This is a genomic window from Bacillus bruguierae, from assembly GCF_037104725.1.
GTDB classification, from domain to species: Bacteria; Bacillota; Bacilli; order Bacillales; family Bacillaceae_G; genus Bacillus_A; species Bacillus_A bruguierae.
In genome coordinates this window covers 76342-91969 of sequence record NZ_JBAWSX010000001.1, presented here as the reverse complement: position 1 = coordinate 91969, position 15628 = coordinate 76342, and the positions used below count along the sequence as shown (strand labels likewise).

The window sequence follows — 15628 nt, the reverse complement described above, 5'->3', positions numbered from 1 at the left end:
TAATGTTTCCCTTTCCGCATCGTACATATTTTTCTGTTAAAATAAAGGTAAATTAAGGAAATAGGGAGAAGACTTTTTGATGAATCGAGTTGAAGACAAGTTTTTGTCTACTGTACTTTCTCAATTTATACATATAAAAGCACGTGCTGAACAAGCAATTGAGCAATTAACCGAACAAGAACTTCATTGGCAACCTAATGAAGAATCTAATAGTATTGCAATCATTATGAAGCATTTAAGTGGAAATATGCATTCAAGATGGACTGACTTTTTAACAACAGATGGAGAAAAAGAAGAAAGAGATCGTGACGATGAATTCGTTGATACGATCCAATCAAGAGAAGAATTACTACATATTTGGGAAAAAGGATGGTTCCTCTTATTTTCAACTATTCAAGAACTCAAAACAGATGATCTACTAAAGATTGTGACCATTAGAAAAAATCCCTTAACGGTTTTAGAAGCCATTCAAATTGAAATTGCCCATTGCAGCAATCACTTAGGACAAATTCTATATATCGGTAAGCAAATTAAAGGTTCGGAGTGGAAAATATTAAGCATTCCGAGAGGGCAGTCTAAAAATTTTGTTAAATAAAGTAAACAAGAAAGGAGAGATAAATGTGGATTATTTACTTCTAACAGCAGTAATCGCTTTAGGTATATTTTATATTTCCGGTCAGTTAAACAACATTCATACAAGATTAAAACGAACAGAAGATAAATTAGATCAAATCGCTAAACACATGGAACTCCCTGAGCATACAATTAACAAAGAACTTCGCCAGCTAGTGAAAGAAGGAGATAAAATCAAAGCAATTAAAAAGGCACGAGAGGTTTTAGGGTTGTCATTACTTGAAGCTAAAAATTATGTTGATTCTTTATAGCGCTATAAAAGCTAGCAAAATGCTAGCTTTTATCATTTTAAATAAGTTAAATAATATTAAAGCTTCCTTATGCTTTCTACTGTCATTACAAGCTCTTTAATTAATTAAAATTCTAAAACCCGAACCGTCTTCTGCGTTGCATTCAATTCAATCGTTCCGCCAATTGGCATTGTGACAATTGGATGTGTATGACAGCAATCAAAATCGGCTAAGATTGGAATATCAGTGTCTCCCATTACTTCGAGCAAAATATCATATGGTGTTAGCCCCGTTCCTTGATTGTCAAATTGTTCATGTTTTCCTAAGATTATCCCGCCAATCTTTTCAAATACACCATTTATTTTCAAGAAACTAAAATGCTTTTCAACAATTGCTGCTGTTTTTTTACAGTCCTCAATCATTAAAATATCTCCCTTATGAATAACAGGCATATAAGGGCTCCCCCATATGCTTAACATTGTCATTAAATTTCCAGCTATTAACCGACCCGTTGCGGTACCTTCTTTGACACAAACCCATTCATTCTGATAACTTGCTTTAGGACGATTCTGTGTCTGCCAATTTAATTGCTCATCTGTCCAAAAATGATATATAGGATATTCATACGGAAGTGTTTCATTTTTTATTAACACATCTTCAAATGATGAAAATGTATCATTTACATACGGAGGCAATTCTCCCAATGATGAAATGAGGGACGGACCATAAAATGTTGTCATACCCGTTTTCGCATAAATGCCTAACAAAATGGCAGTGACATCAGAATATCCAACAAAAATTTTTGGATGTTTTTTTATTTCTTCGTAGTCTAAATAAGGAAGTAATGAATTTGAATTGCTTCCTCCAACAGACGACATAATACACTTAATTTCTGGATTCCGAATAAATTCGTTCAACTCTTGAACACGATCTTTTATATTCCCCGATCGATAACGATCACATTTTCCAGTAAGACTTCCATCAACTATAATAAACCCTTTACTTTCCATAAACTGTTTGGAACGTTCGAATCTAGTAGGTGATGTATATGTACCAGGCAATGATGGTGAAAAAACTCCTATTTTATCTCCTTTGTTTAACTGAAACACTCTTCTTCCCCCTATATACATCCATTTGCATTTATATATATAAACATGATGCATGTAATATTTATTTAATATAACCTAATTTCCTAGATATGTTAAATTGATAAAAGTATTCTTACATCAATTTAATAAATTGTCGAATTTTAAAGAAAATTGTCTATTTTTCGTTGATTTATTTTATTTTTAATGTTAAACTCTTAATAATAAAGAAAGAGTAGCGAAAAAACCCTTCAGTTTTTAAGTTTTCTGAAAATTAAGTTTTTAAAACCTTTTTAACTTTCATTGACATTCTTGTGCTGCTCCCGCTCTTTCTTTATCCTTTCAAGAAGTTGTCACAAAGCTAGTACTTTGTGGCGGCTTTTTTTATTTCCTTACATCCCTGCATTATTCTTTAATGTTTGTTGCTCAATAGAACTTTTTATTAACTTTAAACACATATTAAAATTTCAAGAGTATCAACAAAAGCAATATCTAAAGTATTTTCATTAAAACATGCGCTATCTATCGTATTCACCCTTGAGTTAACCTCAGGTTGCGACTGTCTTCCCAAGAATAAAAAAAACCCGCGCATTATTGCGCAGGTTCTGTACGATATTTTGCTTCAACGCGGTAAATACGATTTCCCTTGCTTGAGAATTTTTCTTCGTATTCCGTCATAATATTTCCTTCAAAATCACTGTTGTGAAGATCTAAGCTAATATACGGCAGCAGCATGCCGTATTCCGCCATACTTGTAAGAGAGTATTCAAACAGGGCTTGGTTATCTGTTTTGAAGTGAATCTCTCCGCCTTTTACAAGTACTGTTTCGTAGTTACGTAAAAATGTTTTATACGTTAAACGGCGTTTTTCATGACGATTCTTCGGCCATGGATCAGAGAAATTTAAATACACACGATCAATTTCATTCTCCGCAAAGAATACTGTTAAATCTTCTGCATCTTTATTAATTAATTTTAAATTCGGCAGCGCGTATTCAATTAATTTATCAAGTGCATCTACAACTACACTTGTAAATTTCTCAATTCCAATATAGTTTACGTTTGGATTTGCTTTTGCCATTTCGTACATGAAGCGGCCGCGGCCTGTTCCAACTTCAATGTGAATCGGGTTGTCATTTCCAAATAATTCTTTCCATTTTCCGTTATGTTCTTCTGGATTTCCAATTACAAACTGTGAATATTCTTTCGTTCGGTCCATTGCATATGGTTTATGTCTTAAACGCATAGTTCTCTCCCTCTCTGCACTCCAAGATGTGTGTATCATATAAAAAACCAAGTACGTACGAGCACTCGGTCCGTTTCTTTCAAGTATAAAATTTACTATTTAGACGGAAACTACAAAGTGTATCAAATACAATTTCCATCAGCGGTTCGTTACGCTCGTTTCATTGTTACGATAACAAATGAAAAGGATGTGTCAAAATGCCACTTAATCATGAACATCAAATGGCAATCTTAAAAGACATCTTAGTCAATCATCAAAGTGATTGCTGTGGAACGGTTTCTGAATGTGAACAATTAGAACGTCTCATTCAATCGTTACTCGTAAATGACAATGTGAGTAATGAGGTTAAAACGATGTTAAACGATGTATATTACTATAGTCAATCGGGTAAATATTCTCCTGATTTAGATAACCATATTTCTGGTCATCAAGAACAACTGTCACAATGGATTACAGGAATGGATAGTTTTTCTTAACTTATTCTGAAGCGAGTAGTTGCATTAAATATTGAAGCCAATATTCTGCTTCTACTTGCTTATTTTTTGCTGTATACCATTGCACAAAAATCATACATTGCAGCGTAACATACCATTTCATACGGCTTAGCAAAGAATCAGTGAGTTCTAATCCGTAATGCTCAAGCCACTCATGCCATTCATCTCTTGGAACGTACCAATGGAGTAACATCCCAATATCAAGAGCTGGGTCTGCAATAATCGCTCCGTCCCAATCAATTAAAAACAATTCGTTATCATCTGTTACTAACCAATTGTTATGATTCACATCGCAATGACAAACAGCAAGATGATCAAATTCTACATTCTGAAGGGACTTTTGTAAATACTGAAGTCCTTTTTGAATGACTTCATTTTGCTTTACATCCTCTTGTAAAGTGAGAAGCGCTTCTTCTAGTATATCTTGCGCATGCAAAGGCTGTTTACCAAGCTTTTGAATCATATGCAATAACGCTTCAGAAGAATGAATTTTTTTCAACAATGCTGCCACTCGCTCAGAGTTCATATCTTCTGGTTCTAATTTTTGTCCTGGGAGCCACTTTTGTGCCGAAATCACATCACCATTTGTTAATCGCCTTGTCCAAAGTAACTTCGGAACAATTCCTTCTGCCGACAATACCGCAAGAAAGGGCGATGAATTGCGCTTTAAAAAGATTTTATGATATTCGTTATGCGCAATATAGGCATCTCCTGTCGCCCCTCCGGCTGGTATTACTTTCCATTCTTTTCCTAACAATTGTTCCAACCATTCCATGTTCATTACCCGTTAACAATTCCTTATCTTTTATAGTTATGAAAAGAAAAACCACAACATATCCAAACATATGCCCAGGGTTTCCATCCATTCTGCTTCAAGTAGTAAGTAAAAGTGAAAAAGAAACAGACAAGCCGCTTACCCTTTTACTTTATTTTACAAAAATAATAATAGACTGGCAACTTAACTAAATAGCCACCTTATTCAATTTTACATTTATTATATTCGCATCGTCAAGGGGCGATTCGTCACAATTTCGTCAATATATAGGTGCTAATCGGGGCAATGGTAATTGTCTCTCCCTCAAATGAAGAAATTACACTTTCATGCGCTTTTCCGTCATTTGCAAGTACGTGCCATGTACCACCTTTAGGCAATGAAACCGTTTGCTCCTCTATTCCGTTATGAAATAACACAACAATCTCTTTCCACGGTCCAAACTGCTGCACATCTTGTAAATAATATGCAATTACAGAAGGAGCTGTATTAAAAAAGGACATATGCCGCTTAATCAATTCAGAAGACGCAAAACGAAATGCTCCGTGTGATTTGCGAATACGAATGATTCCTTTTATATAAGAAATCGTTTCTTCTTCTCGTTCTTTTTGATCCCAGTCCATTTGATTAATACAGTCCGGAGCATTATAACTATTTTCATTTCCTTGCTTTGTACGATAAAATTCTTGACCAGCATGTAAAAACGGAATACCTTGTGCTAATAGTGTCATCGTTGTTGCAAGGCGATGGCGGCGTTTTTGCATATGTTCCTCTTCTTTACTACTACCTATAATCTTATCCCACATCGTCATGTTATCGTGACATTCTACATAGTTAATGCTTTGCACAGGTTCTATAAATAAACTCTTCTGTTTGAAATAAGGGATACTTCCTGTAAGCAAGTATTGAATATGCTCTTTATTTGTTGTCTCCCCGAGCGCATACCCGCATTTTTGCACGTCAAATGTACTTCCCTTAATTCCATCACGAAATTGATCATTAAACTGGGCGATACATGGTAGTTTCGCTGCATTTTGTAATGTTGCCTTCTGATCCGCAGCAAGCGGTGTTTGTAAATTCCATCCTTCACCTAGTAATATTACATGCTCTTTTACTTCATTTACTTTCTGCCGGATTTCGTTCATTGTCTCAACATCTAAAATTCCCATTAAGTCAAACCGGAAACCATCCACCTTATACTCTGTTAACCAATATAACACTGAATCGACAATAAACCTCTGCACCATCTTGCGCTCTGAGGCAATATCGTTTCCAACCCCCGTCCCATTTGACGGCATTCCATTTTCATCATGCCGAAAATAATATCCGGGTACAAGCTTTTCAAAAGAAGATGTTTCTCTTTCATACACATGGTTATAAACAACATCGATAATGACGCGCAAACCATTTCGATGAAGTGCTTGAATCATTTGTTTACATTCAACAATTCGATTGTACGGATCTAGAGGATTTGTTGCATAGCTACCATTTGGAACATTATAAAATAACGGATTATACCCCCAATTATACGTTGCAAATGGCTGTTCCTCATCGACTCCGGCATAATGATGAATCGGTAATAGTTCAAGATGTGTAACACCTAATTCCTTTATATAAGAAAGGCCTGTTACCGTCCCTCGTTCTCCTGTCGTTCCTTCTTCTGTTAAACCGAGATATTTCCCTTTATACATTGCGCCGCTATGAGGATGAACTGTCATATCACGAATATGAGCCTCATAAATAACAGCATCCGTCATAGAAGTCATAAGAGGTAGTGGTTCCTCATCTTGCACATATGTTTTCGCAAGGTTTACAACAATTCCGTACGTACCGTTTACAGTCACTGATTTTGCATATGGATCAACCGCTTCTCGCCAAATTAAATTAATGCAGACGAGAAAGGTATACTTTGCACCGTCCCAGTCTCCCGTTAACTCGTAACTCCAAACACCTTTTTCCTGTCCTTCCATTTCATAATCCTTATACACTGTTTCACTTTCATAAATACGAACTTTTGCTTTTGTAGCTGTTGGTGCCCACACTTTAAATACAGTTTGAATGTAGGAATAAGAAGCACCTAAATCTCGTCCTTCGTACATATATAACTCATCAAATTTCTCTGTCCGAATGACAGCACCCATCTGTAAGTCGGTTTCTGCCTTGCGTTCATCACGTATGATATAACAGTTACTCAATGTAATTGGTTCGCTAACTTTACACTCATATTTCGTTACATGTGGAAGGGAGGTGACACAATTGATTGCAAGCTCCCATTCATTTGCACCTTGTTTTAAATGGAATACGCTACTCGTCCCGTATGCATGCGGAAGTAAAACTGTAATTTTATCCATTTCATCTAAATATGCTTCAAATGTACGCTGTATGCTTAACATATGTATCCACACCCTCCCAAGAGACATTCCGTTTTCTATAGTATATTCAAAAAATCAGAAAACGTTTTCAAGCTTGTGTATTCTGTAAATATATTTCATAGATCGCCTCGTACTTTGGCATCCGTTCTATATGTGTTTCATATAACGTTACTGTTTCCACTTCAAATATACGCCGCAGCAGGGCGGGAAGCTGATTTTTATCAAACGCCTCTTCTCCTTTCCACTTACGAGCTACGGTAATATGAGGATGATACGGACGCGTTTCTAATTGAAAACCATTTTGCTCACATATCGTATACACTTCTTTTTGTAAGTCGAACAAAGCCCGTTCTTCTTCCACTCCTATCCAAAAAACACGTGGCTGTTCTTTTACACCAAATGTATGACACCCTTGCAATGTAAGTGAAAAACGGGACATTTCTGCTAGCTGCTGCAAGTCTAATTTTAACTTTTCAAGTTGCCTCTCCTCAGCACTTCCTAAAAACGAAAGTGTAATATGGTAGTCTTCTTTATGTACCCAAGAACGAAATGGCGTCGTTTCTTCTATCATTTCTTTCCACTCTGCCAATATGTTCTTTATCTCATTTGGTAATTTCACTGCAATAAAATAATGTCTCGCCATCTTTTCTCTCTCCTTTTTCCAGGATACATCTATTATTCGTGTGAAGCTGATTCTCCATACATATGAAAGAAGCCGCTCTCCTTATCAAGAGCGGTTCATTCATTGGTTTCGATTTTTTAACATATCATATTGCAAGTAGCAAGAAGATGCTTTTCCCTCTTTCTATGCGTCACCAGTACCTCTCGTACATACTAAAAGAAAGAGGTTTTTATGTTCTTTTCAACACATCAGTCACTGGTACGGAGAACAAAAAGTGACCTGCCTCGTTTTCTCTCTTTATTTTCGCATGGCACGTGGCAGAGACATAAGCCCTGACCGCTTCTAAGCATGGCCAGTCCCTCTAGCCCACCTAAAAAAGACAGCTTTTATGTTTTTGGATTTCCATCCTACTACTTCGCTAATTCATAAATTGCATGTGCATAAATCGCTGTTGCTTTAAGTAAATCTTCAATTTCAATATATTCATCTTTTTGATGCGCTAATTCTTCTTTCCCTGGGAATAGCGGACCAAACGCAACACCAGCCTTCAATGAACGTGCATATGTACCGCCGCCAATTGCTAATAACTCGGCTTTTTCTCCTGTTTGTTCTTCATATACACGCTGAAGCGTACGAATTAATACATGATCTTTATCAACGTGATGCGGGCGAGAGTCTGACACATTTGTGATAGCAAAGTCTTTTGCACTCACATAATTTGTTAATGTTTGCAGCGTTCCTTCTAAGTTTGTTGTGACTGGATAGCGAATATTTAATCCGAGCTTACCGCCTTCTTCTTTTGTATAAGAAAGAAGACCAACGTTTACTGTTAATGGACCTGTAATCTCATCTGCATACGCAATGCCAGCTTTTTCTCCAAGCGTATCATTTGTAAATGTTTCCGCAGCTAAGCTAGCAAATGCGCCGCCTTGCTCATCTAAAGAGATTGTTGTTAAGAAGTTCACAAGTGTTAAGCCTGCATTTTCGCCTTGTTCCGGCGTAGAACCGTGTGCCGAAATCCCTTCTACTTGCAGCCTAACTGTATTCCCTTCCACAATTGCTTTCCCGTTTTTCTTTGCTTCTTGTATATATTGCTCATACTGACTTGCAAGTTCTACTGCTTTTTCGCTCGTTAGGGCAGCTTCTGCAAAATCAGGAACCATATTTAAACGGCGTCCAGATGAGAAGGATACTAATATATTTTCTCCTGCTGCATATTCTTTTTTATTTTGAACAACATATAAATCGCAAATTCCTTTTTCCGCATTAATAATTGGGAAATCTGCATCCGGAGCAAATCCCATCGTCGGCATCTCTTCGTGTTTAAAGTAATGGTCTACGCACTTCCAATTACTTTCTTCATCCGTTCCTAAAATCATGCGAACACGTTTAGAAAGCGGCAATTCTAGTTCTTTTACAATTTTCATTGCGTAGTAAGCTGCCATTGTTGGGCCTTTATCATCAATCGCACCGCGTGCAAAGATTTTACCGTCACGAATATCAGCGCTGTATGCAGGCGTTGTCCAGCCATCTCCTTCTGGCACTACGTCGACGTGACATAAAATACCAACAATTTCTTCTCCTTGTCCCATTTCTAAATGCCCTGCATATCCCTCTAAATTTTTAGAAAGAAATCCGTCAGTCTCTCCCTTATCTAACATGAAAGATAATGCTTTTGCTACACCTTCTCCAAACGGTGCTCCTTCTTTTTCCGTTTCTTCTTCCCATACACTTTTAATTTGTAAAAATTGCTGCACATCGTGAATCAGAGCATCTTTTCGTTTCTCTACTTCTTGCATCCAATTTATATTTGTCATACTTTCACCCTCTTCTCTATTCTCTTTTTCATCATAGCAAACGATCTCTTTTTATGCTAGCAAGCTTAAGTCTAATAACGAACAATTTTAATATTTCAGATAATTAAAATTAGTTTTTTCTTATTTTTTTAAATTTTTTTGCAGGAATTTGACGTTTTACGTAGAAATTTATAAGATAGTTGATAAAGAGAAACAAAATATCAACAACTTTCTTTCTACAAACTCTATCACATATTAAAATTTTGTAAAATTTGAGCAAGTTAGAGCATGTTTTTTTTCATTTGGAGTACAATGGAAATAAAGACCTTCTTTCCTGAATGGGTCAAAAAACTTGTAGAGGAGTGGTTTTTTGATAAAACCTACAACTACTCGTATGCTAACACGCATTAAATCGATCTATATTTACATTAATGAGAAAGGCACCGTAACGACGCAAGACCTTGTAGATGAGTTCGGGATCACACCGCGAACGATACAGCGCGATCTGAATGTGTTGCAATTTAATGAACTCGTGTATAGCCCTTGCCGTGGTAAGTGGACAACAACAGGAAAGAAAGTGAGAATGACCTCGTGATGAGTATAACTTGAGTTATTATATACATACCCCCATTCTTTATAGAAAGAATGGGGGTCTTTTTGATTATGATATAAATCCATTTTAGTCTTGTAACCTGCACTGTCTTCTCTCTTTGTTTTAATACCGCATGTGGCAAAAAAAGGGCCTGACCGCTCTATGCATCGCCAGAACCTCTCTCCCATCTAAAAAAGAGCGTTTTTACCTCTTTATACTTGTGAGTGATAAGACTTTAGCATTTCTACTTCTTCGTCTGTTAATTCACGGTACTGCCCAAGCTCTAGTTCCTCATCTAATACTAAAGGACCCATCTCTGTACGCTTTAAGTACACAACCTTTTTTCCAACCGCTTCAAACATGCGCTTTACTTGATGAAACTTCCCTTCTGTAATAACAAGTTCAATTTCAGATACATCATCGCTTTGAAGAATTTTCAGCTCACCTGGCTTTGTTTCATATCCATCATCTAAAATAACGCCTTTTTTAAACGCAACAACATCTTCTTCTGTCACTTTCCCAGCTACTCTCGCAAAGTATTTTTTCGGGACATGCTTTTTCGGAGAAAGAAGTTGATGCGTTAGTTTTCCATCATTCGTTAATAAAAGAAAACCTTCTGTATCAATATCGAGTCTTCCAACTGGGAACGGATCAAAAATTGCATCTTCCATTTCTAATAAATCAATCACTGTTTCATGATTATCATCTTCTGTTGCAGAAATGACACCTTGAGGTTTATGCATCATTAAGTATACAAATTCTTTATATTCCACTACTTCACCGTGAATCGTAACCTCTTGTTCCTCCACGTTCACATGATATTTCGCATCTTTCACTGATACGCCATCTATTTTTACAACGCCGTCTTTTAATAATTTTTTCACTTCTTTACGACTACCATAACCCATGTTTGCTAATAATTTATCTAATCTCATCGTTTCACCTGCTTTGTATAATTAGAAAAAGAGAGGCGCACAATTTACGCCCCTTTCGTTTTGATCTTCAATCTACCACCAAGTTTACGCTGAATCTTCTCTAAAAATTCACCGCCAAATACTCGCTCTATTACGCCAGTCCGGAATGCTAAATAGCCGTATACAGCCGCTCCTCCCATTGCACAAATGAAGGTTGTAACAAGTGCCGCAGGGCGGCTTGTCTCATATGGAAGCATAAAGGAAAGAATCCATAATAATACTTTAACAACTACGACCATCGCCGCTGTTAATACTGCAATTTGAAACGTTCGTTTATACACAAGTGCAAATGAAAAGTGAGCATACTTTCGAATTTGTTTATTGGTATACCAAACGGATACAGCGAATCCTACACCTGTTGCTACAACCGCACCGATTGTTCCAAAATAACGAATGAACAGCACATTACATAAGAATTTTAAAATAACCCCCATGCCAAGTGCAATAATCGCATGCTTCTGCTGATTAATGCCTTGCAAAATAGCTGCTGTTACTGTGAATAATGCAAATAATAATGCAACTGGAGCGTACCACATTAATACTTTTCCGCCAAGCGGATCAGCTTCATAAAATGCTGTATAAATTGGATACGCTAAAGTGGAAATTCCAATGACAGCTGGTAATGTTAAAAACATATTTACTTGAAACGTTTGTGTAATTTGCTGTTTCAAATAACCGAACTGCCCTTCTGTAAACGATTTTGTAATCGCTGGTACGAGCGTTAAACTGTACGCCGCTGCAAGCGATACTGGAATCATTATTAATTTATGTGTCCACATTGTAAATATACCAAGGGCACGTTCTGCAATATCCCCTTGTCCAATTGCTTGCATCATTGCATTAAACGTTAACGTGTCAATTTGTTGATAAAGCGGAATCGTTAACCCAATCACAACATAAGGAATCGCATAAGCAAACAGTTCTTTAAATAAGTCAAATGTTCGAACTGCTGATTCTGGTACTGTTTGATTAATGATGTATTGATTTAAATGATGCTTTCGCTTCATCCAATACCAAATAAGTACAGCCAATGCCCCGATGGCGGAAACAAACGCTGCAAATGTCGCCACACCAACTGCTGTTGCGACTGAACCTTTTATTACTTTTATAACGATAAAACTACCTACAAGTAAAAATACAATACGAATAATTTGTTCAATAATTTGTGAAACGGTTGTTGGCCCCATTGATTGGAACCCTTGAAAGTAGCCGCGAATTAAACTTGCCGCTGGTACAACAAGAAGCGCAAAACTAACGAGACGAATAATCACTGTTACATCTTCTAAGCTGTTATGTAAATTCTTCTTCCCTAGCATTGCCTCAGCAAATAACGGTGCTGTCATATACAAGACTAAAAAAGAAAGTATTCCGCTTATGATCATCATAACCATACCGGAGCGAAACATTCTCCGGCTCGTCTTATAATCTCCAAGCGCATTATATTTCGAAACAAACTTCGAAACTGCAAGCGGCACTCCTGCCGTTGCGATACTTAAAAAGATTGTATATGGAATATATCCATATGTGTATAACGTCCCGCCTTCTGTGCCAACTAACGCATGAAACGGAAAAACATAAATCATGCCGAGGAACTTTACTAAAAACGTCCCAAGCGTCACAATAAGCGTTCCGCGTAAAAATTTTGAATCGGACATAAAAAATCCTCCTCTATTATTCCAAACGCTGAACTCCAACCTTTGTATTGTACCATACTTTCTCTTCTTAACAGTATATCCCTTCATTTTTCTTTTCTATGAAAACGTGATATTCTTGAATGCAGCAAAACAAGAAAATGAGGTCGATTTATATGCATTATGATGTAATTGTCATTGGAGGCGGTCCTTCTGGATTAATGGCAGCAATCGGTGCTGCTGAAGAAGGTGCACGCGTCTTACTTCTTGATAAAGGTGACAAATTAGGAAGAAAGCTTGCTATTTCTGGCGGTGGACGCTGCAACGTAACAAACCGTCTTCCGCTCGATGAAATTGTAAAACATATTCCTGGAAATGGTCGTTTCTTATATAGCGCCTTTTCTATTTTTAATAATGAAGATATTATTCAGTTCTTCGAAAAGCTTGGCGTAAAATTAAAAGAAGAAGATCATGGCCGCATGTTTCCTGTATCAAACAAAGCTCAGTCGGTTGTAGATGCACTGCTAACGCGTTTAAAAGAACTGCGCGTTACAATTCGTACAAATCTCCCTGTTAAAACTGTAGAGTATGAAAATGGGCAAACGAAAGCGGTTGTCCTGCAAAATGGTGAGGTGCTTGAAACGAACCATGTCGTTATTGCAGTTGGCGGGAAATCAGTGCCGCATACAGGTTCTACTGGGGATGGTTATGCTTGGGCTGAAAAGGCAGGGCATACGATTACAGAACTATTCCCAACTGAAGTACCAATTCTTTCTAATGAACCATTTATTCGTGACCGTACATTACAAGGCTTAGCACTTCGTGATGTAGAACTAAGCGTATTAAATCCAAAAGGAAAAGCGGTTATCTCTCATAAAATGGATATGCTCTTTACCCACTTCGGTGTGTCTGGGCCAGCAGCACTTCGCTGCAGTCAGTTCGCCCTGAAAACGATGAAAAAGTTCAAAACAAACAAAGTAACAATGAGCATTGATGCATTGCCAGAGGAGCATAGCGAGCAACTCTTTCAGCGCATGATGAAACAAATAAAAGAAGAGCCGAAAAAAGCAGTAAAAAATGTACTAAAAGGCTATGTACCTGAGCGGTATTTCTTATTCCTATTAGAGAAAAATGAAATTGACGGCAGTCAGCAATGCGGACAAATTTCTCACGAAAAAATCCGCGCTCTTGCTGCAGACTTCAAAGGATTTACCTTTACCGTAAATGGAACGCAGCCTCTTGAAAAAGCATTTGTAACAGGCGGCGGTGTGACGGTGAAAGAAATTAATCCGAAAGAAATGTCATCAAAACTCATGAACGGCTTATATTTTTGCGGAGAAGTTCTTGATATTCACGGCTATACTGGCGGGTATAATATTACCTCAGCACTCGTTACAGGCCGAATTGCTGGAATGACTGCTGGTCAAAATGCTACCATATAGTAGTAAAAAAGGAGTCTAATTACTAGCCTCCTTTTCATTTTTAATTGTAAAAAACAAAAGGGGAAAACAGATGAGAAAAAAAGTAATGATATCTTTAATGTTAATGACGTTTCTTTCTGCTGTTGAAGGAACGATTGTTAGCACAGCGGTGCCTCGCATTACAAGCGAACTTTCAGGGGTAGGACTTGTAAGCTGGGTGTATGCGATTTATATGTTAGCAACCGCAGTAACAACACCGATTTACGGGAAGCTAGCAGACTTATTTGGACGTAAAAAAGTACTATTAATTGGAGCTGCCATCTTTTTAATCGGCTCTACATTATGCGGCGTTGCAACATCAATGGAACAATTAATTCTGTTCCGCGCCCTGCAAGGAGTAGGAGCAGGTGCTGTTATGCCAATTACAATGACAATTATCGGTGACTTATATAGCGAAGCAAAAGATAGAGCAAAAGCGCAAGGTTGGCTGAGCGCTGTTTGGGGTGTATCTGGTGTTGTTGGGCCGTTAGTTGGCGGGTTTTTAGTCGATTCACTCTCTTGGCGTTATATCTTTTTCTTAAACATTCCATTTGGAATCTTTGCTTGTGTGATGATTGCGATTTCTTATAAAGAATCCATCAAACCAGCAAAACATCATATCGATTATCCAGGTGCTGTTATCTTCTCACTTAGTACGATTGCCTTACTTTATGCGCTACTAACAGGAAGTCAGCATCAAAACTGGGGCGATATCACAATTATCGGCCTACTGGTATTTGCCGTTTTCGCATTTATCCTTTTCTTATTTGTAGAAAAAAAATCACCAGAACCATTAATTCCGTTAGATCTGTTCTCTAACCGAACTGTATCTATCGTGAACGTATTAACGTTAATCACTGGTGCGATGATTATTAGTATTACAATGTACCTTCCAATTTGGACACAAGGGGTATTAGGAAAAAATGCAACGGAAGCCGGTATGATTCTGATGCCAATTCCTGTATTTTGGACAGTTGGTGCGATGATGTCCGGTAACTTAGTTGGCCGTTTACAAACAAAACAAATTATTTTACTTGGTGGCAGCATTTTATCCGCTTCAACGCTCTTATTATTCATGCTATCTACTCATTCGCACCCATCTCTTATTTACATTGCAATGGGTATGTTTGGCCTTGGAATGGGACTTATAACACCAATCTTTATGGTCACAATTCAAGCTTCTGTCCCTGCAAATAAACGCGGAACAGCAGTCGGTTTAAATACATTTATTAATACATTTAGCCAAACGCTAGGGGCAGCAGTATTTGGAACGATTTTCAATACAGTAATCCACAGCGCAGGAGAAGGAAATGTAAACTTAGTAACTTCAGAACATGGAAGTACTGCTACAGGATCGCAAGAAGTATTAGCTTCTAGTGTTCATATTATCTTTAGCGGCACGTTTATATTAGCCGTTATCAGTTTAGTTATTGCATGGGTATGCTTACAATCTAAACAACAAGAAACAGTTGCACCGCAGCAAAAAGGCACTGCACTGTAGAAAATGAAATAGACGTTCTGTTATAAATGTCCCTCGGTAGAAAGGGGGATTCGTGTTAGGTTGTGTCGAAAGATCTTTATATCGCTTCAAATCGCCGATATATGAGGGATTTCCGCCGATAAAGCTCAATTCCCTAAGTGGGGGGATTCTTCATCCCCCACTTAGGGAATTGAGCTTTTACGGGTAGTTACCTCCCACGTGTTTCCCGAGTCTTTACTGCC

Annotated in this window: 14 protein-coding genes; 6 read left to right on the top strand and 8 right to left on the bottom strand. The window is 37.5% G+C overall.

Annotated elements, in window-relative coordinates:
- Positions 1 to 79 precede the first annotated feature (79 nt).
- Positions 80 to 595, top strand: a complete 516-nt coding sequence (locus WAZ07_RS00465) for a DUF1572 family protein (protein WP_336471395.1) — start codon at positions 80 to 82, stop codon at positions 593 to 595.
- Between the two features lie 25 nt (positions 596 to 620).
- A complete protein-coding gene (locus tag WAZ07_RS00460) occupies positions 621 to 884 on the top strand; it encodes a ribosomal protein L7/L12 (protein WP_336470891.1) in 264 nt (87 codons plus the stop codon).
- A gap of 104 nt (positions 885 to 988) precedes the next feature.
- On the opposite strand, the gene WAZ07_RS00455 is transcribed toward WAZ07_RS00460, so the two are convergent.
- Together WAZ07_RS00455 and trmB are read right to left on the bottom strand one after the other, a co-directional pair.
- Positions 989 to 1993 carry a S66 family peptidase gene (locus WAZ07_RS00455; protein ID WP_336470890.1) on the bottom strand — a complete coding sequence of 335 codons (1005 nt, stop codon included), beginning with the start codon at positions 1991 to 1993 and terminating at the stop codon, positions 989 to 991.
- A 546-nt stretch (positions 1994 to 2539) separates the two neighbouring features.
- A complete protein-coding gene (trmB, locus tag WAZ07_RS00450; protein WP_336470889.1) occupies positions 2540 to 3193 on the bottom strand; it encodes a tRNA (guanosine(46)-N7)-methyltransferase TrmB in 654 nt (217 codons plus the stop codon).
- Positions 3194 to 3390: 197 nt separating this feature from the next.
- Here trmB and WAZ07_RS00445 point away from each other — a divergent pair, with 197 nt between their 5' ends.
- The gene (locus WAZ07_RS00445) at positions 3391 to 3669 is read left to right on the top strand and encodes a YtzH-like family protein (protein WP_336470888.1); all 279 of its coding nucleotides are present in this window, start codon (positions 3391 to 3393) and stop codon (positions 3667 to 3669) included.
- Position 3670: 1 nt separating this feature from the next.
- Here WAZ07_RS00445 and WAZ07_RS00440 read toward each other — a convergent pair whose 3' ends face one another.
- The 4 genes from WAZ07_RS00440 to pepV all read right to left on the bottom strand — a co-directional run bounded on the left by WAZ07_RS00440 (position 3671) and on the right by pepV (position 9270).
- A complete protein-coding gene (locus tag WAZ07_RS00440; protein ID WP_336470887.1) occupies positions 3671 to 4468 on the bottom strand; it encodes a phosphotransferase family protein in 798 nt (265 codons plus the stop codon).
- Between the two features lie 242 nt (positions 4469 to 4710).
- A complete protein-coding gene (gene pulA, locus WAZ07_RS00435) occupies positions 4711 to 6852 on the bottom strand; it encodes a type I pullulanase (protein ID WP_336470886.1) in 2142 nt (713 codons plus the stop codon).
- A gap of 67 nt (positions 6853 to 6919) precedes the next feature.
- The gene (thpR, locus tag WAZ07_RS00430) at positions 6920 to 7474 is read right to left on the bottom strand and encodes an RNA 2',3'-cyclic phosphodiesterase (protein WP_336470885.1); all 555 of its coding nucleotides are present in this window, start codon (positions 7472 to 7474) and stop codon (positions 6920 to 6922) included.
- A 389-nt stretch (positions 7475 to 7863) separates the two neighbouring features.
- A complete protein-coding gene (gene pepV, locus WAZ07_RS00425) occupies positions 7864 to 9270 on the bottom strand; it encodes a dipeptidase PepV (RefSeq protein WP_336470884.1) in 1407 nt (468 codons plus the stop codon).
- A gap of 352 nt (positions 9271 to 9622) precedes the next feature.
- Between pepV and WAZ07_RS00420 the strand changes: the two genes are divergently transcribed.
- Positions 9623 to 9844 (top strand): DeoR family transcriptional regulator, encoded by a 222-nt coding sequence (locus tag WAZ07_RS00420; RefSeq protein ID WP_090918771.1) that lies wholly within the window; start codon positions 9623 to 9625, stop codon positions 9842 to 9844.
- Between the two features lie 209 nt (positions 9845 to 10053).
- Here the strand turns inward: WAZ07_RS00420 and WAZ07_RS00415 are convergent, their stop codons facing one another.
- Both WAZ07_RS00415 and WAZ07_RS00410 read right to left on the bottom strand, forming a co-directional pair.
- The gene (locus WAZ07_RS00415; RefSeq protein WP_336470883.1) at positions 10054 to 10776 is read right to left on the bottom strand and encodes a pseudouridine synthase; all 723 of its coding nucleotides are present in this window, start codon (positions 10774 to 10776) and stop codon (positions 10054 to 10056) included.
- Between the two features lie 44 nt (positions 10777 to 10820).
- Entirely contained in the window at positions 10821 to 12470 is a 1650-nt protein-coding gene (locus tag WAZ07_RS00410) for a putative polysaccharide biosynthesis protein (RefSeq protein ID WP_336470882.1), read from the bottom strand.
- A gap of 152 nt (positions 12471 to 12622) precedes the next feature.
- Here WAZ07_RS00410 and WAZ07_RS00405 point away from each other — a divergent pair, with 152 nt between their 5' ends.
- Complete coding sequence (locus WAZ07_RS00405; protein WP_336470881.1) at positions 12623 to 13888, top strand: BaiN/RdsA family NAD(P)/FAD-dependent oxidoreductase; 1266 nt, start codon at positions 12623 to 12625, stop codon at positions 13886 to 13888.
- Between the two features lie 70 nt (positions 13889 to 13958).
- On the top strand, positions 13959 to 15407 hold the full coding sequence (locus WAZ07_RS00400; protein ID WP_336470880.1) for an MDR family MFS transporter: 1449 nt from the start codon (positions 13959 to 13961) through the stop codon (positions 15405 to 15407).
- Positions 15408 to 15628: the final 221 nt, after the last annotated feature.

Excerpts from the sequence above, each read along its gene's own strand:
- pepV (WP_336470884.1), bottom strand. The coding sequence starts at position 9,270 with ATGACAAATATAAATTGGATGCAAGAAGTAGAGAAACGAAAAGATGCT.
- WAZ07_RS00440 (WP_336470887.1), bottom strand. The coding sequence starts at position 4,468 with ATGAACATGGAATGGTTGGAACAATTGTTAGGAAAAGAATGGAAAGTA.
- pulA (WP_336470886.1), bottom strand. The coding sequence starts at position 6,852 with ATGTTAAGCATACAGCGTACATTTGAAGCATATTTAGATGAAATGGAT.
- WAZ07_RS00400 (WP_336470880.1), top strand. The coding sequence starts at position 13,959 with ATGAGAAAAAAAGTAATGATATCTTTAATGTTAATGACGTTTCTTTCT.
- WAZ07_RS00410 (WP_336470882.1), bottom strand. The coding sequence starts at position 12,470 with ATGTCCGATTCAAAATTTTTACGCGGAACGCTTATTGTGACGCTTGGG.
- WAZ07_RS00465 (WP_336471395.1), top strand. The coding sequence starts at position 80 with ATGAATCGAGTTGAAGACAAGTTTTTGTCTACTGTACTTTCTCAATTT.
- trmB (WP_336470889.1), bottom strand. The coding sequence starts at position 3,193 with ATGCGTTTAAGACATAAACCATATGCAATGGACCGAACGAAAGAATAT.
- WAZ07_RS00415 (WP_336470883.1), bottom strand. The coding sequence starts at position 10,776 with ATGAGATTAGATAAATTATTAGCAAACATGGGTTATGGTAGTCGTAAA.
- WAZ07_RS00445 (WP_336470888.1), top strand. The coding sequence starts at position 3,391 with ATGCCACTTAATCATGAACATCAAATGGCAATCTTAAAAGACATCTTA.
- thpR (WP_336470885.1), bottom strand. The coding sequence starts at position 7,474 with ATGGCGAGACATTATTTTATTGCAGTGAAATTACCAAATGAGATAAAG.
- WAZ07_RS00455 (WP_336470890.1), bottom strand. The coding sequence starts at position 1,993 with ATGTATATAGGGGGAAGAAGAGTGTTTCAGTTAAACAAAGGAGATAAA.
- WAZ07_RS00405 (WP_336470881.1), top strand. The coding sequence starts at position 12,623 with ATGCATTATGATGTAATTGTCATTGGAGGCGGTCCTTCTGGATTAATG.